General features: G+C 36.9%; 16 protein-coding genes. 6 read left to right on the forward strand and 10 right to left on the reverse strand.

The genetic code is table 11. The features are described from left to right. Window positions 1-121 precede the first annotated feature (121 nt). From G5B32_RS04185 to nagA, 4 genes are all read right to left on the reverse strand, one after another. Window positions 122-2020 carry a SusD/RagB family nutrient-binding outer membrane lipoprotein gene (locus G5B32_RS04185; RefSeq protein ID WP_165290310.1) on the reverse strand — a complete coding sequence of 633 codons (1899 nt, stop codon included), beginning with the start codon at window positions 2018-2020 and terminating at the stop codon, window positions 122-124. Window positions 2021-2032: 12 nt separating this feature from the next. After that, window positions 2033-5221 carry a SusC/RagA family TonB-linked outer membrane protein gene (locus G5B32_RS04190; protein WP_165290311.1) on the reverse strand — a complete coding sequence of 1063 codons (3189 nt, stop codon included), beginning with the start codon at window positions 5219-5221 and terminating at the stop codon, window positions 2033-2035. A gap of 445 nt (window positions 5222-5666) precedes the next feature. Further along, window positions 5667-7316 carry a glycoside hydrolase family 10 protein gene (locus tag G5B32_RS04195; RefSeq protein WP_165290312.1) on the reverse strand — a complete coding sequence of 550 codons (1650 nt, stop codon included), beginning with the start codon at window positions 7314-7316 and terminating at the stop codon, window positions 5667-5669. Between the two features lie 86 nt (window positions 7317-7402). Further along, entirely contained in the window at window positions 7403-8515 is a 1113-nt protein-coding gene (nagA, locus tag G5B32_RS04200) for an N-acetylglucosamine-6-phosphate deacetylase (RefSeq protein WP_165290313.1), read from the reverse strand. Between the two features lie 75 nt (window positions 8516-8590). Here nagA and G5B32_RS17525 point away from each other — a divergent pair, with 75 nt between their 5' ends. The 6 genes from G5B32_RS17525 (at window position 8591) to lipB (ending at window position 14450) form a co-directional block, all read left to right on the forward strand. Continuing rightward, the gene (locus tag G5B32_RS17525; RefSeq protein WP_317166081.1) at window positions 8591-8707 is read left to right on the forward strand and encodes a DUF6728 family protein; all 117 of its coding nucleotides are present in this window, start codon (window positions 8591-8593) and stop codon (window positions 8705-8707) included. Window positions 8708-8709: 2 nt separating this feature from the next. After that, window positions 8710-9096: a RidA family protein gene (locus G5B32_RS04205; protein ID WP_165290314.1), complete on the forward strand. Its 387-nt coding sequence runs from the start codon at window positions 8710-8712 to the stop codon at window positions 9094-9096. 155 nt (window positions 9097-9251) lie between these two features. Then, on the forward strand, window positions 9252-10247 hold the full coding sequence (locus G5B32_RS04210; RefSeq protein ID WP_165290315.1) for a hypothetical protein: 996 nt from the start codon (window positions 9252-9254) through the stop codon (window positions 10245-10247). Window positions 10248-10368: 121 nt separating this feature from the next. Continuing rightward, on the forward strand, window positions 10369-12474 hold the full coding sequence (recG, locus tag G5B32_RS04215) for an ATP-dependent DNA helicase RecG (protein ID WP_165290316.1): 2106 nt from the start codon (window positions 10369-10371) through the stop codon (window positions 12472-12474). Window positions 12475-12558: 84 nt separating this feature from the next. Then, window positions 12559-13752 (forward strand): GTPase HflX, encoded by a 1194-nt coding sequence (hflX, locus tag G5B32_RS04220; protein WP_165290317.1) that lies wholly within the window; start codon window positions 12559-12561, stop codon window positions 13750-13752. 2 nt (window positions 13753-13754) lie between these two features. Next, window positions 13755-14450, forward strand: coding sequence for a lipoyl(octanoyl) transferase LipB (lipB, locus tag G5B32_RS04225; RefSeq protein ID WP_165290318.1), 696 nt, complete (start codon window positions 13755-13757; stop codon window positions 14448-14450). Between the two features lie 33 nt (window positions 14451-14483). Here lipB and G5B32_RS04230 read toward each other — a convergent pair whose 3' ends face one another. The 6 genes from G5B32_RS04230 to G5B32_RS04255 form a co-directional block, all read right to left on the reverse strand. Next, window positions 14484-15014 (reverse strand): hypothetical protein, encoded by a 531-nt coding sequence (locus G5B32_RS04230; protein WP_165290319.1) that lies wholly within the window; start codon window positions 15012-15014, stop codon window positions 14484-14486. Between the two features lie 228 nt (window positions 15015-15242). Continuing rightward, a complete protein-coding gene (locus G5B32_RS04235; protein WP_165290320.1) occupies window positions 15243-16019 on the reverse strand; it encodes an MBL fold metallo-hydrolase in 777 nt (258 codons plus the stop codon). Between the two features lie 4 nt (window positions 16020-16023). After that, a complete protein-coding gene (locus G5B32_RS04240) occupies window positions 16024-17247 on the reverse strand; it encodes a chloride channel protein (protein ID WP_240898990.1) in 1224 nt (407 codons plus the stop codon). A gap of 163 nt (window positions 17248-17410) precedes the next feature. Continuing rightward, on the reverse strand, window positions 17411-18838 hold the full coding sequence (locus tag G5B32_RS04245) for an L-serine ammonia-lyase (RefSeq protein ID WP_165290322.1): 1428 nt from the start codon (window positions 18836-18838) through the stop codon (window positions 17411-17413). Between the two features lie 106 nt (window positions 18839-18944). After that, complete coding sequence (locus G5B32_RS04250) at window positions 18945-20648, reverse strand: glycoside hydrolase family 3 protein (protein ID WP_165290323.1); 1704 nt, start codon at window positions 20646-20648, stop codon at window positions 18945-18947. A 98-nt stretch (window positions 20649-20746) separates the two neighbouring features. Continuing rightward, window positions 20747-21289 (reverse strand): TetR/AcrR family transcriptional regulator, encoded by a 543-nt coding sequence (locus G5B32_RS04255; RefSeq protein WP_165290324.1) that lies wholly within the window; start codon window positions 21287-21289, stop codon window positions 20747-20749. Between the last annotated feature and the right edge of the window lie 44 nt (window positions 21290-21333).

Raw genomic sequence — 21333 nt, forward strand, 5'->3', positions numbered from 1 at the left:
AGTTCAGTACTTAGTGTATTATAGACACAACAAAGTAACTTTCATGTTACGCTATCGATTCCCTAATAAAAAAGCCTCCCTTGTGAGGAGGCTCCTGGTTGTTATCAATTATGAGTAAGTTCTATTCCGCAGTATCCCACCATACTGGATAAGAAAGGATCGTTCTAGCACTAGCTTCTGGATTAGATGCTAACCAGTTTTCTGAATTGTAGTTACGCTCGTGCGAACATTGTTGAATTCTTCTTGGCCAATATCTTGGGTTTTGAGGATCTTGAGAAGGATAACATTCTGCCGATGCAGAGTTAAATTCGTATGGACGACCAAAATCTGGATATACTACACCAAACTGTGGATGAACAGCTGAATAATCAAATCTTCTCATATCATTCCAGTTCTGTACAGTCATAGACATAGCAATTTGTTTTTGCTGCATAATTTTAGCCATAGTCAATTGAGCGCCAGTCTGAGCCACCGCAGCACTATTCAAGAAATTAGTAATTTCTGTTTCCGTTATAATTTTCTTTCCATAGTGTGTTTGGGGATAATCTTTAAGTTTAGCATTCATAGCTTCCATATGCGCCCTAATACCCGCTTTGTATGCCGCTAAAGCGTTCGTCACATCACCCTTACGGAATAACACTTCCGCTTTAATAAAGCACATTTCATGATAACCCAACAAATGTGCTGGAGCATCTGCTCTTAAATAGAAACTACCCGTTGAGCTAATATTGATAGTGTTATCATTAAAGTTCGGATTGTCTAATGTCATACCATTATAACGATTAGCTAAATATTGATCGTTTTTATTATCTGGAAATTGAATAATCCAATCAAAACGATCTGCATAGATTGGCAAATAAATAGAATCACCAACACGGCTTGCATTTGTGCTCGTGGTGAACCAACGATTTTTATATTCAGGGTTAGCGCGTAAAGCTGCGGATGTAGCTCTAGTTCCACCAAGAGGATTTGTAGCCGTTACTTCCGCTGGTTTCACTGCCATAATTTCAAATGCTACTGGTCCTGATTGCGTACGAATAGTCGAATTAATAAGATCTACACCAGCTGATAATCTAAATTCCTTTGTTCCATCAGCTTGATTAAACTCTGCACTTGGTATGATTCGCGTAGTACGAGGGTCTTGTACTCCAGATCCACCTGTGTAAGTATTAGTTAACAAATCCTTATACCATTTGGACATTCTTGAAGTAGTACCACCCGCATTTGTATGTTGTAATGCCGCAACTGTTCCCGATATATTAGTCGCATCCGTATTCATAAATTGCACTGTAGTATTATCTTCTACACTAGCTGGCGCTTTACTTAATGCATCTAATATAGCATCTGGATCATAAAAAGATTTTTTAGATAAATTATTTAACCACCTAGCTTTCAACCCGTAAGCTAATTTAATCCATTTCTGATTATCCCCACCGTTCCAGATATCACCATTGGATAGAGGAGTAGCCGATGCTGGCTGAGCTTTTGACAAATTCTCAATGGCTTTATCTAACATTTCTAAACATCCGTAGAAAATAGTTTTTCCATCATCGTATTCTGGCGTAATGTCCGATCCTAACGCGTGAGTATATGGCATCTCTCCATACAAATCTAACATCAACATAAAACCCCAAGCGTGAATAAGTTGCGCAGCTCCCACATAATGCCATGCTTCTTCAGCTGTTGCTTTGTCAATAAGTGGCTCTAAGTTAGTCGCTGTATACACAAACCACGCTTGATATGGCCATGTAGTTGAGGCTAATGGGAAATCCCATCTTATAATTAAGTCATTATTGGTAGAACCAGTTGTTTTCGTAATATTTTGAGTGATCCAAGAAGCACGCGTTCCTGAAGATTCATACGCGTCAACAAATTGCATCTGAATAGATCTCAAACGAAGATCCGGACTAGGAACTACGTCACTAGCCTTACTTGGATTTTCATTTACATCCAAGAACTTTTCACATGATGTAAAATTCAACGCTAATAAAGCTCCTAATAAATATGTTAATCTTTTCATGATAAGCTTATATTAAAAAGTAAAATTAAGTCCAAACGATACACCAGCTAAAGCAGGGATACCATTATAATCAATACCCACAGAACTAGATCCCACAGCACCTGAACCCGCCGCTGAAGTTTCTGGATCCATTCCTTTATAATTTGTCCATAACCATAGGTTTGTACCTGTAAGGGTTGCTGTTAATCCTTTAATACCCTTCAGACGACTTAAACTTTCTTGTGATAGTGAGTAAGATAATGTTACAGATCTCAATCTCAACCAATTCGTATCTGTCATATAATTTGTTGATTCCAAATTATAAGCAGATTGCCAATAGTAATTATTAATCAGATTTTCTCCACTTACATCTTGATTACCTACCTTATACATTTTACCTGCCTCATATTCAAAAGTTTTCACCTCCGAATAAGTAGGTACTTTTGTTCCATCAGGATTTGTTGTTTCTCCCGTTTTTACAACACCAGTAATAGTTAATTTTTCGCGGTCTGCAGAACGTAAACTTGTACCATTATTGGTCATATAATAATCTGTTCCGTTGTAGATATCACCACCGATTCTATAATCCAATAAGAAGGATAGATTCCAATTTTTATATTGAAAATTATTATTAAGACCACCAAACAATCGAGGTTCGCGGTTACCAATTTCGTGTGTAACTAAACCATCTGATGTAGGCATTCCAGACTCCGCATTTAATACTAAATGTCCTTCAGGGCTTCTCAACCATTTAGAACCAGAGATAGCCATGAAATTACCTCCGTTGAATGAAGCTGCTTTAGCGTTACCAACCTGAACATCAGTCACGTATAATATTTCCAATCCTGGCAATAAGTCTTTTACTTTACCTTTATTTCTTGAGGTATTTAATACCAAATCCCATTTAAAGTCTTCTCGCTTAATTGGGTTTGCGGAAAGTGATAATTCAAGACCATTATTTACGATTGTTCCCGCATTAGTATACATTAAAATATAACCTGTAGCCTGACTCGTACGCGGTTGCATTACCTGGTTGATACTACTATTTTTGTAATACGTAAAGTCTAAACCTAATCTATTATTTAAGAACTTAAGATCTACACCATACTCTTGAGATTCTGTAATTTCTGGAATCAACTCTTTGTTACCTCTCAACCAGTCATTACGAACACCAACTCCTGTACCACCATTATATAAAGTATATTCTGCAGGGGATACCACATATGTATTTGTAACATAAGGATCAGCATCCTTACCCACTCTTGCCCATGAAGCACGTAACTTACCAAATGATAGGATATCTTGATTAGGAACAAATTCAGTGAACACAAAACTTCCTGAAGCAGAAGGATAGAAATATGAACGGTTAGCTACAGGTAAGGTAGAAGTCCAGTCATTTCTCCCAGTTAAAGTCAAGAACAAAAAGTCTTTATAGGAGGTTCTATACTCTCCAAATACCCCAACTAATCTTTTCTGACTCAATGATTGCGCTGCCTGACGATCCGTCGTTGCCGCATTCATATAAGAATAGAATCCTGGAATAATGAAATTCCACGCCTTTCTTCCATTATAGTTTACATCCGATTTTTCCATCGTAGTACCTACCAATAGATTCATATCAAAATCACCAAATTTCTTTTTGAAATTGGACATGATATTCGAACTAATAAATTCAAAGTCACGATCATTTTCAGATAATAAACCTTTTTGGTAAATCAAAGAAATACCAGAGCCCGGCTCCGAAAAGCGAGTAGTATTGTTGGTATATCTATCTATACCAAATGTATAGTTTATAGTCCACCAGTCTGCCACATCAACAGAACCCTTGATACCACCTGTTAACCTTTTAGTTTTGTCTTTACGGGGCATTTTGTTGAGAATCCAATATGGGTTATCGTAATCATTCTGAACCAATTCCCAATCAAATAATCTATATTTTGACCCATCTTCGTTCAAATAATGAGTCATATCCAGATTTCTTGGCCATATGTAAGCTGCCTGAACAGCACCTTCACCACTTGATCCGTACAATCCACCTGAAGTCAACGAACTCAGTTGATCAGCAACAGAATAAGCTACGTTTGCCCCGATTTTGAAGATGCCATACTTTTGTTCGCCATTGAATCTAAATGTAGTTTTATTGTATTCAGAAGCCTGCATGATACCATCTTGACGATAATCGGACGCAGAAAGGTAAAAGCTGCCATTTTTTGAACCCCCAGAAACATTCACGGAATTGTCCCAAGTATTGGACCCTTTGAAAAAATTTCCAATGTTATCGTATACTGTTTCGCCTGCGGCGTATTTAGCACCCCAAGACCCCATTGTCGTCGTAGCATCTCCTTCTAATAAGGTGCCATTTTGTTGATAGGCTCCTCGCTTATAAGTTCCTTGCTGCTCTGGCAATCTATTTGCCCAGTTTGCTACCAAACGAGTATTAAAACCTACACTAGCACTTCCTTCTTTTCCTGATTTGGTCGTAATTAAAACAACACCAGCTGCAGCTCTTGAACCATATAAGGCTGCCGCGGCAGGCCCTTTTAAAACCGAAACATTTTCAATATCTTCTGGATTAATATCCATTACACGGTTACTATATACTGAGTTAGTAGCCTGAGCACCATCAAAGCCACTATTGCCATTAATGTTCGTAGAGTTGTCATAAATAATTCCATCTACCACAAACAAAGGCTGATTGTCTCGCTCTAAAGAAGTACCACCCCTTAAGATAATACTTGCCCCTGCTCCTGCTCCACCACTCGTCTGAGTAACATTGACCCCAGCAATTTTCCCAGCCAATGAGTTAATAACGTTGGCCGTCTTATTTTTCATCAATTCTTCTGCATTCAAATCTTGTACAGCGTATCCTAATGCCTTCTTTTCCTTCTTGATACCCATCGCAGTAACTACAACTTCTTGAAGGGCTTCTTCGGACCCCTGCAAAGTAATAGTATACACATTATTTGCTCCAACTTCTTGTACAAATTCTGAGCTGCCCACTGATCTGAATAAGAGTTTTTCTCCAGGTGATGCCTGAATAGTGAAGGAGCCATCCGAATTGGTTTTGACAGTGCGGTTTGTCCCCTGAACCACGACTGTAACATTACCCAAAGCCTCCCCAGTAGGACTTAATACCTTCCCAGAAATAGACTTTTGTTGGGCCATCAAACAGGATGCATATACTGCTACCCCGAAAAATGTGAGAAGAAATCTTCTTTTCATACGTTTGATAGTTGATTTAATAATAGTTATTTAGTTAACTTATAAGAGTTAGTTTTTTGATATAATAGTAGATTCATAATTCTTTTAACATATTTCAATAAATAACTGAAAAAATATGCATAAAAGCGCGATAAAAAGATCAATCTTTCTGCAATGTATTAATTTTTAATCTTATTCTCAACATAAAACAGTACAAAAACGCAAGAATTATTAAAATATTACAAAGCAATAAATGAAACCCTATCAAAAAGTTTTATTATTTAAACAATGGAGAGTTTATTTACAATAAATCATTTGCATAAAAAAGATTTTCTGAAAGAAAACAAATGAAAGAAAAAAAGCTCTCCATAATTGGAGAGCTTCATTATTAGTTTCTATAACAGTAAAAATATTATGTTTAATAAATCCTGAACTTGGGACTCTGACTTTTATTGCTCATTATATATTATTTAATGATTTGAGCTTCGTAATCGCTTTCATTACCAAGTCGATCTACCGCTTTGATAGCTATTGTATTCAGTTTCTTACCATTTTTGGATGAGGCAAATTTTTTAGAAGAGATTTGATTCTCGACGATTTCCCATTCCCAAACATCACCATATTTAGCATATACAACGTACTGTCTTACCTGCTCAGGCTGTTGGTGTAACCATTTAACGAAAATCTTGCCTTGCTCAGGTGTAATTAAAAGAGTTGGCGCCAATAATGGATTCGCTTTTAACCAAGGTGACTTTGGAACTAAAGATTTCTCCTTATAAGGACCATTTGCAATAGTGGACAACATTTCAGCGTTTTTAGTTAATCCAGCAATACTCCAATGTACTGCCCCTGGACTCTTAGGAACAATTGTGCGTGTAGCATTTATCTGATTAACAATTTCAGTAGGTTTATGTGCAGCTTTTACTTCTACTGTATTTAATCCAGGCCACAAATGTCTTCCAAAAGTATTTTCAGATTCCCACCATTTCAACAAGGATGTAAAACTTTGTCTAGCGGGTTCTATAGGCCAATACAGTTGAGGTGTGAAATAATCCACCCAACCTTTGTTTAACCATAATTTTGCGTCAGCATATAATTCATCGTATTGCGAAGAACCTGTGATTCCGGCAGGATAACCTGGTTTCCAAATTCCAAATGGACTTAACCCAAATTTCACAAAAGGTTTTTCCGCTTTGATTTCTTTGTAGATACGTTCAATAAAATTATTAACATGCATCCTTCTCCAATCACCTCTTGATAATTGACCTCCATTCGCTTTGTAAGCATTCCATGTTTTGCTATCTGGAAAATCGGATCCACCATTGTAGCTCGCATACGGATAGAAATAATCATCAAAGTGAACACCGTCAATATCGTAACGTGTTACAATATCATTTACCACGCGTGCAGCATGATCTTGCGTACGAATGTCCGCTGGATCAAACCAGTACATACCATTATTCAATCGTACCACATAATCCGAAGCTTTCTTAGCCATAGACTCAGATGTTACAGTACCTCCATTAGTATGATGAGCACGGTACGGATTCAGCCATACGTGTAATTCTAATCCGCGCTTATGTGCTTCTTCTACCCAAAATTCTAAAGGATCGTAATATGGATATGGCTTTTTGCCTATTTCGCCATTTAAGAAATAAGACCAAGGTTCGAATTTACTATCATATAAAGCATCTGCCGATGGTCTTACCTGAAAAATAACCGCATTGAAATTGTTATTTTTCAACATATCCAACAAGCGTATAGCTTCTTCTTTTTGTTGTTGAGTAGTCAAATTACGTTTTGACGGCCAGTTAATATTTGCAACAGTTGCTATCCAAGCTGCGCGGAATTCACGTGGCACTTCAGGTAACTGTACAATAATCTTCTCCTCTTTATTAACCTGTTCTTCTTTTTTGGCGGCAGATTTAGATTCAACACCTGCTTTTGTAAGAGGAGCTGCAGGTACTGCCGGAACTTCTACCGTTTCATGTTGCACCTCAGGAACTGAAGTTTCTACGACTGTTTTTAATTCTTTGGATTTACGTGATTTACAAGAAAACGTAATAATAGCTAGTAAACTAAATAGAGCGAATAATCGAATTACATTAATTTTCATAGGATACAAAACTACAGATATAGTTTAATTATACTTCATTATATATGTTAAAAGAATTTATGGTTTCGGAATTTTTACATGAAATTTCATTTCACCTTTTCGCCTTCAAAATAAACCGAATCGACGTCAAAATTGGAATCAAAAACCAAAACATTAGCTAATGCTCCTGCTTCCAATCTCCCCAAATCCTTACGGCCAATAAGATTAACAGGATATATCGTTGCCATTCGAATGGCTTCTTCTAAAGGAATTCCTACATGTTTCACACAATTTTTTATTGCCTGCAACATCGTTAATGCCGACCCAGACAGCGTGCCATCTGGCAAACCATAATGATCCCCATTAAACACATGCTGATAGATACCTCTATCGCATGCTGCCACCGCATCCGTAATCAAAAACAAACGGGCCCCCATCATAGCTTTACTGATTTTCACCGCTTCGTAATCCACATGGATGCCATCTACTATAATCGATGCATGCACCGAAGAATGATTATATGTCGCTCCTGGTAGCCCTACATTACGATGATGTAAAGGAGACATCGCATTCCAAAGGTGAGTAACTGTTCGAATACCTTTAGCAAAAGAAGCTTTCGCTTCTTCCAAACTCGCATTGCTATGACCAGCACTAATTAATACATCTTGTTTTTGAAGATATCCTAAGCAATCATCACTAACTAACTCTGGTGCAATAGTCATCATTTTCACAGTTCCCTCATGACTAGCGAATAATTCCTCCAACATAGAAACATTAGGCTCTAAAATTAGTTCTGCGGGATGTGCTCCTCTTTTTGCAGGATTTAAGAATGGTCCTTCTAAGTGCAGCCCCAATGCAACCCGAGGTTTAGCTGATTTGTACACTTCAATAGCTTCTTTAAAAAGCCCCAATGTATTCGTTGCTAACGTCAAGTAAAAAGATGTACAACCTTGCTTCAATAAGGATTGTTCGATTTTATATATAGCTTCTGTTGTTAATTCTGCGGAAAACAAATGGTTTCCACTTCCGTAAATTTGTAAATCAATCAGACCAGGACAAATATTCTTTCCTTGTACATCGATTTTATCAAAATCCGAGGGAATTTCTGCATTATCTACTATCCCAGCAATGGCATTTCCTTCAATAAGCAACGCTTTATGCTTAAATGTCTTATCCCCCGAGAATATAACACCATTTGTTAGTGCAAATTTCCTTTCCATATTTACAATAATACTAAAAGCTTTTTGATTTGTTTTTACCCGAACAGCATTGTAACTTAGCCTAAATAGAGAAAAATGGGAGACGCTAACAACAAAAAACCTACATCTATACGTGTGATGTATATCATCAATGCGGTAGCTATTATTCTCTTCTTATTCGGAATAATTTATAAAATATTTATAGACAAATAATCATGTCACAAAAAGTTATCATTAATACTGAAAAAGCCCCTGCAGCGATAGGCCCGTATAATCAAGCCGTAAAAGCGGACAAAACATTATTTGTTTCTGGTCAGATCCCTTTGATTCCAGAAACTATGGAATTAGTAAGCTCAGGCATTCAAGACGAAACGCATCAAGTATTTAAAAATATTCAAGCTATCCTTACTGAAGCTGGTTATGGTTTTGAAGATGTAGTAAAAGCTTCGATATTCTTAAGTGATATGGGTGATTTTGTTGCTGTGAATGAAATTTATGCGCAATACTTTACAATCAATCAACCCGCTCGCGAATGTGTAGCTGTGAAGACATTACCTAAAAACGTAAATGTAGAGATCTCGGTTATTGCTTGGAAAGCTTAACCAAAAAATACTTTTTCTGAAAAAGCTGCTTTGTTCCATTTGCAAAGCAGCTTTTTATTTTTTTTAAAAAAAATCTCCCCTTACCCGGTAACAAAAAAATAAACATGTTGATATACTATTGAAAACTGATTGTAAAACATTAAAAATTCAATAGTATGAAAACGAAATTAAACTCTACTTTATTGGCACTTTTAGCTTGTGCAACTATTACATTCTCATCATGTAAAAATGAAACGGAATCTGTATCCTTAATCGCAAACCCCTCAGCTGTAGGTTTCGCTGATCTTCGCAAAAATGCTTTGACAGATATTACACTTACTAAAACTTTTAAAGCAGAAGATGGAATTACTTTTGAAACTGATAAAGGAACAGAAGTAAGAATCTCACCAAACTGTCTTCGTGACAACAATGGAAATGTGGTCACTGGTGATGTGAACCTTTCTTTTGTAGAAATGTATGACCGCGGTAATATGACAGCGACAAACAAGCCACTAATGGGTAAAAATAGTGCAGGCGACTTACTACCATTAGTAACTGGTGGTCAATTCAATATCGAAGTAACGAAAGGTAATCAGAAACTCAGATCAGGATGTCCATTCTTTGTTGATATTCCAGCGGCACTCACAGGAGGGATTGACCAAGACATGAAACTTTGGAGGGGTAATATAGATGAAGATGGTGAACTTACGTGGGATGAGGTGATAAGAGATGCAGCAGGTCAAGGTAAAGAAGCAGGTATAAATGCGAATACAGAATCGGCAACCTACCATGTTTGGGCATCAGAATTTGGTTGGACTAATGTAGATCGATTCTACAACGATTCTAGACCGAAAACTCAAATTAAAGTGACTGTTCCAGCTCAATACAACATGTCGAATGCAGCTGTATACCTATCATATGAAGGTGAACGAAATGTTTTAGCACGCTTGGATACATACGATTCAGTAGAGAAATTCTTTAGCGAGCATTATGGTTACATTCCTGTTGGATTAAATCTTCACGTGATATTCACATCCGAAAGCAATGGATCTTTAGTCTATGCGATCAAAAAAGCAACTATAGTAGCAGATGGCGTAATCAACTTTTCTGAAAGTGACTTGGACATTACTTCAAAATCCAACTTGGCTAATATCATTAATAATTTAAACTAATCCACAATTACTCTAGTATCATTTAGTGAGAGCCATTCTTCGGAATGGCTTTTCATTTATCAACAATTTGTGTTTACTTCGTCGAGAAAATTACTTTTTCGTAAATTAGCCATTCTTAGCAATGGCTGATTTATCTGTAATTACTCCTATAGAATACCTTAAAGGTGTTGGTCCACAAAAGGCCGATGTGCTCAAAAAAGAGTTGCAGATATTTACTATTGGTGATTTATTGCAATATTATCCTTTTCGCTATATTGACCGCACCAAATTTCACAAGATTCGTCAGTTGCATTCAGATTTGATTGGAGCTCAGGTTTTGGGTCGATTGATTCAACTGAAAGAAGTTGGTGAAAAAAGAGCAAAACGTCTTGTCGGTATTTTCAAAGATGAAACTGGCTCCATGGAACTGGTCTGGTTTCAAAGCATCACTTGGCTCAAAAAAAATCTAAAAGTCGGTTCGGCCTATATCATTTATGGAAAACCCACGGAATTCAATGGTCAAATATCGATAACGCATCCAGAGATTGAACTATATAATTCGCAAGAGAAGAAAATCGGTAATCTGACAATGCAACCGGTTTATTCTTCAACAGAGAAATTGAAGAAATTTAATCTTGATACAAAGGGCATTCAACGATTACAACAGACAGCACTTGAAACTACATACAGAAATTTTAGAGAAACATTGCCAGACTATTTGGTTAGCAAACACAATTTGCTTCCCTATCCAAAAGCTTTACTTTCTATTCATTTTCCACAAAATGTGGATGATTTGAATGCAGCTGTTCGAAGAATGAAATTCGAGGAATTATTCTTTATTCAGCTTCGATTACTACGCAACAAACAACTCAATACCCAGAAATACAAAGGCCATCGTTTTGATAAAGTCGGAGAAAAATTCAATACCTTTTTCAACACCCGATTACCATTCCCTTTGACGAATGCTCAAAAGCGCGTGGTGAAAGAAATTCGCTTAGACACCAATACAGGTGCACAAATGAACCGTTTAGTGCAAGGCGATGTTGGTTCCGGTAAAACTGTTGTTGCTTTAATGAGCATGTTGATTGCAATTGACAATGGTTACCAAGCCTGTATGATGGCACCAACAGAAATTTTGGCAACACAGCATTATAATGGTTTGAAAGAATTGTTAGGCGAAGGTATCTGCAACATTAAATTACTTACTGGTTCCACTAGTACGAAAGAACGTAGAATCATCCACCAAGAGCTAGAAGAAGGCACTTTGGATATTCTAATTGGTACGCATGCTTTGATTGAAGATAAAGTAAAATTCAAAAATATTGGTTTTGTCGTAATTGATGAACAACATCGTTTTGGTGTAGAGCAACGAGCTAAATTATGGCGCAAAAATATTATTCCACCACATATGCTGGTCATGACTGCCACACCAATTCCTCGAACTTTGGCGATGACACTTTACGGAGATTTGGATATTTCTATCATAGATGAATTACCAGCAGGCCGTAAACCTATTAAGACAGTTCATTTTTTCGAAAACCAAAGACTACGTGTTTTCGGATTTATGCGTGAAGAAATTGCCAAAGGAAGACAGGTGTACATTGTATATCCACTAATCAAAGAAAGTGAAAAGATGGATTTACTAAACTTGGAAGCTGGTTTAGAAAGCTTGCAAAAAGAATTTCCATTACCACAATATAAAATTAGCATTGTCCACGGAAAAATGCCAGTCAAGGATAAAGATTTTGAGATGCAGCGCTTTGTCAAAGGCGAAACGCAAATCATGGTCGCTACCACTGTAATTGAGGTTGGTGTAAATGTTCCGAATGCTTCGGTGATGGTAATTGAAAATTCCGAAAGATTTGGTCTATCCCAATTACATCAATTGCGCGGTCGTGTAGGTCGTGGTGCTGAACAATCTTTTTGTATTCTGATGTCGGGCAATAAGTTGAGCAAAGAAGGACGAACACGTCTAGAAACTATGGTTCGCACGAATGATGGGTTTGAAATTGCCGAAGTTGACTTAGAATTACGTGGTCCAGGAGATATTTCAGGTACTCAACAATCGGGAGTTTTGGACATGAAAATTGCTGATTTGGCAAAAGACCAACATATCTTAGCGGAAGCTAGGAATTCGGTCATCGAAATTTTCAAACAAGATCCACAACTTGCACTGCCAGAAAATCAACTGCTTGTGCAATATTTAAATCAACGTAATTCAGGCATCTCTTGGGATAAGATTTCCTAGAAAAAACTTTTACCTTTGTTGGATGTTATTTTTAATAACATAGGATTGATGCACTGCGCATCATCCACCGTCTAAAACATATTTATGGCAAGAAGATTTAAATTAATAGATACAGCTCCAGAAAAAGAAACGGCAATTTTAGTTTCGGTCATTACGCCTGATGTGTCCGACCAAATGGCACAAGATTACTTGACAGAATTAGAATTTTTGGTACAGACTGCTGGCGCGGAAACAGTTAAAGTTTTTACGCAAAAACTTCAAAAACCAGAACATGCTACTTTTGTAGGAACTGGTAAATTAGAAGAAATAAGAGAATACGCCGAAGCCGAAGAAGTGGATATGGTTATTTTTGATGATGAATTGACTCCTTCTCAACTTCGCAATATAGAACGTGAATTGAAGCGAAAGATATTAGATCGTTCAAGTTTAATTTTAGACATCTTTGCGAGTCACGCCCAAACGGCACAGGCGAAGACTCAGGTAGAACTTGCACAATTACAATATTTATATCCGCGATTGACACGTATGTGGACTCACTTGGAACGTCAACGTGGTGGTATTGGTATGCGTGGTCCTGGTGAATCGCAAATCGAGACAGATAGACGTATTATTTTAGACAAAATTTCTTTATTAAAAGAGAAATTAAAAACCATTGATAAGCAGAATGCGACGCAACGCAAAAATCGTGGCGACATGATTCGTGTAGCTTTGGTCGGTTATACTAACGTTGGTAAATCAACGATTTTGAATATGATTTCCAAAGCCGAAGTTTATATCGAAAACAAACTTTTCGCTACTTTGGATACTACTGTAAGAAAAGTCGTGATAGAAAATCTTCCTTTCTTACTTTCAGATACCGTAGGATTTATCCGCAAGTTACCACACCATTTAGTAGAATCATTTAAGTCTACTTTGGATGAGGTTCGTGAAGCCGATGTACTAATTCATGTGGTTGATATCTCCCATCCTAATTTTGAAGACCACATCAGAGCGGTAAATGAAACATTGAAAGACATTAATGCGTTGGACAAACCAACTATTACTGTTTTTAACAAAATAGATGGTTTCAAACCAGCGGTAGAAGTGGATGAAAATGGCGATGAAATTAAAGTCACATTAGATGATTTCAAAAACTCTTGGATGGCTAAAAATTCGGATCCAGCGATTTTCTTATCCGCGACAAACAAAACAAATATCGAAGAATTCAAAGAAAAGCTTTACGAGGTAATATCGGAATTGCACAATGCTCGTTATCCGTATAATAATTTGTTATATTAAAAATGAACAAAACAGTAGAATTTAGAGATTGGGGGTTGGTAGATTACCAAGAAGCGTGGGATAGACAGGAAGATATATTCTCCAAAACTTTAGCAATAAAACAAGATAACAGAACAAATAATTTAACAAATCCAACGCCGAACTATTTAATCTTTACAGAACACACGCACGTGTATACTTTGGGAAAAAGCGGTCATGAGGAATATTTGTTATTAGACGAAAAAGGATTAAAGGAAAAGGGAGCTAAATTCTATAAAATCAATCGCGGAGGTGATATTACCTATCATGGACCTGGTCAGATAGTGGGTTATCCGATTTTAGATTTGGACAATTTTTTCACGGACATCCATCTTTACTTACGCACGTTGGAAGAAGCTATAATTTTGACACTTGCGGATTATGGCATTGAAGCGGGACGATATGAAGGTTATACAGGTGTTTGGCTAGATGCCGACAATGATAAAGCACGTAAAATCTGTGCTATGGGCGTGCGTGCTTCACGTTGGGTCACTATGCATGGTTTTGCATTCAATGTAAATGCAGACTTAGCTTATTTTAGAAATATTATTCCTTGCGGAATTGACGATAAAGACGTGACTTCAATGGAAAGAGAATTAGGCCGAAAATTGGATATGGCCAAAGTAAAAGGCAAACTAAAAAATCATATTGCAGATCTTTTTCACATGGAACTAATATAAAAGGGCTTTAATAAAGCCCTTTTATATTTTTATCTAGTTATTAAAAGCTACAAATACTCTTGAGCCTTTAAGATTATATTTTTGTGCAACCGATGTCTCAGTTTCTTGTTCTTCCAAATCATCTATATTCAAAGAAAATTTATGTTTGGTCTTTCCCCAACTTGTTTCTACTCCAACACCAAAAACTTTGTAATTAAAAGTTAAACCTGACGTAAACATATTTGCAAAACCGCTTGAAAATTCTTCATCATAATATAGGAAAGAATAAGAAGGTGCATAACGAAAATATCCGGATACGCCAATTCCTTCTGGTAATTTTAAATGAACTGAAGGACCCACCTGCAATCCTACTTCAGCTTTATGTGTTATCAATTTTTCCTCTCCACCAGTCTCCCAATTACCCTCTTCGTCTTGGTATTCACCTTCTACCAGTTCCATATATTTCGTATAGTTTAAATCAAGAAATGTAACATCAATTCCAAAATGTAATAGCTTTGCAATAGGTTGAGGATGCACAAAGTACGTTTTACCACTACTATAGAATGCTCCGAAATCACTTTTCATTGCCTTTGATTCCTCGAAATATTTACTACTTGAACTTATTTTTGAGATGAATATCCAAAGTTAATGTACTTTTTACCTGGACGCAATTGCGCATGAGAGATTAATGTCGCACAGATTGCACAGATTATTAAAATTAAATTTTTCATAAAATTACAGTTAATTTGTTTTAAGTTAATTTCCGAAAATAAATAGGAAAAACACTTTATAAAATACCTCAAATGGGGTATATTAAACCATTAACTGTTCCAGATAAAAAGAATAAATTGGCGTTTCTTCCGTACGGGTGGCAATAGATAACTCTATATCATCACAATGCGGTCGAAACAACGAATCCACTAATTCCACCGTATTATTTTCACCTGAAAGGTGTCCTAAAATGAGATGTTTCAAGCGTGGAGTTCGATTTTCAAGAAACAATTCTAAGGCCATCGCATTGGAAATATGTCCCCAACCGCTTCGTATTCTATTTTTGAGAAAATAAGAATATCGCCCCTTCAGAAGCATTTCCTCGTCAAAATTACTTTCCAGCAACAAGACATCAGAATGTTGGATCACATGTTTTACATTATCACATCCTCGTCCCAAATCCGTCATTATGCCAATATTAACCTCTCCATCTGTTACTACAAATGAACACGGCTCTTTTGCATCGTGATATTTAGGAATTCCCATTACGGTTAAATCTCCAATCCTCACCCTTTCATCTGGTTGTATAAAATTCACCAAATGTTCAGGCATATGCAGTTTCGAACCTTCATAACTTCCTTTCGTAATATATACAGGAATCTGAAAACGCTTGCTGAAAACCGAAAGTCCGCGAATATGGTCCGTGTGCTCGTGGGTAATAAAGATTGCTTTGATACTTGTAGGATCAATTCCTAATCTTTCCATGCGAATCAACACATGCTTGGTGTTGATACCAATATCAATTAATACCGCATCATTGCCTTTAGCGACATAATAACAGTTTCCATTAGATCCAGAAGCAATCGAGCAGTATTTCATGTTTTTAATTGTTTATAACAGCAACTTTATCGGGATATGTATATACATTATAAGGATAAAGCTTTTTTGCCAAGCTCTTTGCTACTAAACTCGCCAAAAGTAAGGGTACAATAAGCACAAAACCATTAGGCGCTAAATTACATACAATGAATAGAGCTGCAAAAGGAGCATGTATACTTGCAGATAGCATAGATACTGCACCAAAAAGGGCAAAATTCAAAACAATAAGTTCGGTTCCGAAACAATAATTAGATAGCAATGCTACCAAAATACCTAGAAATGCACCTGTTACTATGCTTGGAGCGAATACGCCTCCATCTCCCCCTGCACCTAATGTCAGCGCAGAAGCTAAAGGCTTTAGAAATATTAAGAGAATTAACGGCATTATTAAAATTAAATGATCCGCGCTGGTCAAACTTTGATTCAAAATCTCTTTTAGCCCATGGTAGCTATCTCCATAAATATGATGCAGAAAATGTATTAAGATTCCGACTGTAATTGCACCAATATTTACGCGTAAAAAATTATTCTGAATATTGCTAAAATAATGTTTTGCATAGATTACAATCTTGGTAAAATAGAGCGACATTAAACCACTGAGAATAGCAAGTATCAATATAAATGGTAGGGCGGATAAATGCCAGTCCTGCACGGGAATGGATATAAGTGGAGTGGAGTCAAATAAACTTACGAATATAAAAGCCGTTAAAGTAGATATTCCACAGCTTACCAATAAAGTTTTACTACTACGTCTTGCTATTACCTCTAAAACAAATAATAATCCTCCGAGTGCACTTCCAAATAAAACAGTTACACCAGCTGCTACTGCAGCACAGATTAATTCTGTTTTAAAAGCGCGAGCTGATTTATTTAATTTATAGGTTTGATTACCTACTGTAGCACCAGCGACTACGGTAGAAACTTCAACACCTGTAGAGCCTCCAAAAATAACAGTAAGAAACCCGTTTATAATATGCGAAGGCACCTTGTAAAAAGGGAGATGATCTTTCCGATTGCCCAAAGTAGTGTATATCTCCTTTATACCTTTATTCTTTCTATTCTTGAAGAGATATTTTCGAAGAAAATAGATAGCCGTAATCCCTATAGAAGGAAATATAATAAATAATAAAGGGTTAATTTCCTCGATCCGTTCAAAAAGCAATTCTTGAAAATATTCTGTAGCATGCTTTAAACAATATGCTAATACACTACACACTACGCTTACCATGATAGAATAAAATATGAGACTTAAATAACTGTCTCTAATAATTTTTCTTCGGGAAGGGGTGTTTTTGCACATAGTGGAATATTTAGGACAAAGGTATATCTTTTTAACCCTTTATCCCAGCGACCTTTATAACAAAATTCAAATTAGAAGTATACCACCATTGCTAACATTCTGGTAAACTCAATGGGACTTTTACCGCTAAGCCTCCATCTGCGGTTTCTTTATATTTCGCATTCATGTCTTGTGCAGTTTCCCACATGGTGCTGACTACTGCATCCAAACTTACCTTAGCTTTATCGGGATTGGATTGCAAAGCCAATTGTGCTGCGGTAATAGCTTTTATAGCGCCCATTGTGTTACGCTCGATACATGGGACTTGCACCAAACCACCTATAGGGTCACAGGTTAATCCCAAATGATGTTCCATAGCTATTTCTGCGGCCATCAATACTTGTCTTTGTGAACCACCTAAACATTCCGTCAACGCGCCTGCCGCCATAGCGGAAGAAACCCCAATCTCCGCTTGACAACCACCCATTGCCGCTGAAATCGTTGCTCCTTTTTTGAAGATAGAGCCAATTTCAGAAGCCGTCGCTATAAATTGAATAATCTTATTGTCGTCATAAGCATCATAAAATGCTACATAATACTGCAATACGGCAGGAATTACACCAGAAGCTCCATTTGTCGGCGCTGTCACTACGCGCCCAAAAGAAGCATTCTCTTCATTCACAGCCAAAGCAAAGCAACTTACACAATCTAAAATATAACCGAAATCCTTACCTCCTGCACGGATTGCTTCCAGCCAAGAATCATAATCTGTATAGGTACGACCTTTGAGCATACGCTTATTCAAACGAGCAGCACGACGTTCTACATTTAAACCACCTGGCAATATGCCTTCGGTGTGGCAGCCTTTATAAATACATTCTTTTATGACGCGGAAAATATTAAGAATTCCTTTCCGTGTTTCTTCTTCCGAACGCCATGATAATTCATTTTCCAAGACCAGTTCTGAAATTTTCAGCCCTGTACGCATACAAGCACTCATCAAATTCTGCGCTGTATCAATCGGAAAAGGCAATTCCACCTCACTTAATACTGAAGTACTATCAGCTTCTTGAACAACAAAACCTCCTCCAATAGAATAATATGTTTCGCTAACGGCGGTACCATTTCTCAAAAAAACTTGAAAAGTAACTGCATTGGGATGAAATGGAAGACTTTGATCAAAAAGAAAAAGCAATTGATCCGTGTAAGAAAAATCAATATTTTGTCTGCCACCTAACTCAAGCTTTCCAGAAGATTGTATACGCGCTACTTTAGGTAATACATCATTGACATCAAAAGTTACGGGATCGTCACCGCTTAAACCAAGCAGAATAGCAATATCCGTACCGTGACCAACCCCGGTTTTTGCTAGAGATCCATATAAAAGGATATTGATCTGCTCCACATGATCTAAAACTCCTGTTTCTTCTAATTTTTGAACAAAACGTTGCGCAGCACGCCAAGGCCCCAATGTATGAGAACTTGATGGACCAATCCCAATTTTGAACATATCGAAAACAGAAATTTGTTCAGATGCCATAATTTACTTTGTAGTTATAATTTGAAGCAAAGTTAGAACAATAAATTATAAAAAAAAGCCAAGCTGAAAAATCAACTTGGCCTTATCTGGAGATTTTAATATTTAACTATAAACCTTTGCCGTATGCGTACGTTTTGTTGATCGTCACTGGCAATTTACCTTTTGATTTAATATCCTTTAATAATACTTTCACTGCAGCACGTTGCATAAATGCTTCGTTTTGGTAGCCCATAATAATAGAAGCACTACGATCTACTTTCACTGAAGTAATAGCATACGGATTTGTCAATAATACAGTAATCGTACGACGACCTGCAATTTTATCAATAAAATTATTCACATCCTTTGAAAAATCTAAAGCGGGTCTTGGACGTGATCTATCATCATGGATTGCAAGAACGATTTGCTCATGGCTTCTTACTTCTTTTACTAATTCCTCTAGCTGAGCTTCTGTTTCCTTACCTGAAATATATATGTTTTTCACATTTGTAAGTCTTGCCGCTAAAGCTGTCTCAAAATCTTGCGCTTTGCTGATTCCTACACTTACTACGACAGTCTCTTTCTTTGCATCAAAAGACTGAATACGACGATTTGATTTCAACACCGTTACTGCTCCATCAGCCATACGCTGGATTAAAGATTTTGTTTCTGGTCTATTAATATCGTCGAATACTCTGTTACGATTTGCTGCTGCGTATTTATCCAAACCTAACCACAACTTAGCAGCCAATACACGTCTAACTCTAGCATCGATATCCGCTTGTTTCAAGCGTCCGCTTTGAATCGATTTCTCCACAAGAGCAATTGCTCGCGCACTATTATCGGATAATTCCAATAAATCATGACCCGCTTCGATAGCTAAGATGTCCGCCTCACCATTTGGAAAGAACTTTGTTACACCTTTCATATTCATCGCATCTGTTACTGTCAATCCTTGGAAACCTAACTGTTTACGCAACAAGTCTGTAACTACTTTTTTAGAAATTGACGAAGGAAGATTTGGTGTATTGTCTAAGGCAGGAATATCCATATGACCTACCATTACAGCAGTCGCTCCTTGTTTAATTAATTCACGGAATGGATACATTTCCAATTCTTCCAAACGCTCTCTCGTGAAAGGTAATTTTGGCAAATCATAGTGCGAATCCACATCTGTATCGCCATGACCTGGGAAGTGTTTGATTGACGCTAATACTCCACCATCAATCATTCCTTTCATATAAGCCGCTGATTTTACAGCTACATTTTCTTTATTGTCACCGAATGAACGGAATCCGATAACTGGATTCTTGGGATTATTGTTAATATCTACTGTAGGAGCAAAATTGAAATGAATTCCTAAACGCAAGAAATCTTTAGCTGCATCTCTACCCATATCATAAATCAAGGAGTTATCTTGCAATGCACCCAAAGTCATTTGATAAGGAAAAGACTGAGTTGAATCAGGTAGACGCATGCCTAATCCCCATTCACCATCAATTGTTACCAACAAAGGAACTTTAGAAACTTTTTGGTAATTGTTGATCATATCAACGTGACGAACTGGACCACCTTGGAATACCACTAACCCGCCTAGTTGTTCATTTTTAATTACTGTACCAACCGAATCAATAAATTTTTGTCCCAAATTTGTATGTGCACGCACTAAAAATAACTGCCCAATACGTTCTTTTGGAGTAAGAGAGTTAAATACGGAATCCACCCATTTGTGATTACTATTAATGAATTTCACAAAATCAGGTCTTTTCTGTGCTACTGCTCCAAGAGAAGTCATAAGAGCAAGTGAAAAAGCTAAAATAGGTTTCAGCATGATATATTTCTGTTTAAAGTATACTCACGAATATATAATAAAATTGCGACATTTTAATGTTTATGCAAAATTGTTACAACAAAACGCACAAACACGCATTAAAGCAATTGATATTTTTGTTCTAATAGCAAGGCCAGATCAATAGAATTTTCAATCTCTCCACAAGCTTCTTTTTTCCATAGCATATCGATTACCAATAGCAAATATTGTGCTTCGATTTCGGGGTTCTCGTAGCCCAACTCTTTAAAAGCTCGAATAATTATAGGATGAACAGGCTTCATGAATTGCTCATGCTGAGATTTGGAGAATGGAATATGAGATAGACGTTCTTGCAATTTCCAAAACATGGGTTCTTCGGCAACTAACTTACTCGGTAAGAATATCATATTTTTGATGAAATCCTTTGCATTCTTATAAGTCATCATGCCACGGTGATGTTGAAGTACACGTCTGTATCCAGATTTAATAAGATGCGCTAATAATGCATCTTTATTCCCAAAATGTTTAAATATCAAAGCCTCTGACACACCAGCATTCGCAGCAATTTCCTTTGTCGAAGTATCAGCATAACCATTTTTTGCAAACAACACCAATGCTGCTTCCAATATTTTTTCTTTTCTACTTAAAAGGGAACTCTTCATAAAAACACGTACAATCAAGCAAATATATCGATTTTGATACAATA

Source organism: Sphingobacterium sp. SGL-16, assembly GCF_011043515.1.
Classification (GTDB): domain Bacteria; phylum Bacteroidota; class Bacteroidia; order Sphingobacteriales; family Sphingobacteriaceae; genus Sphingobacterium; species Sphingobacterium litopenaei.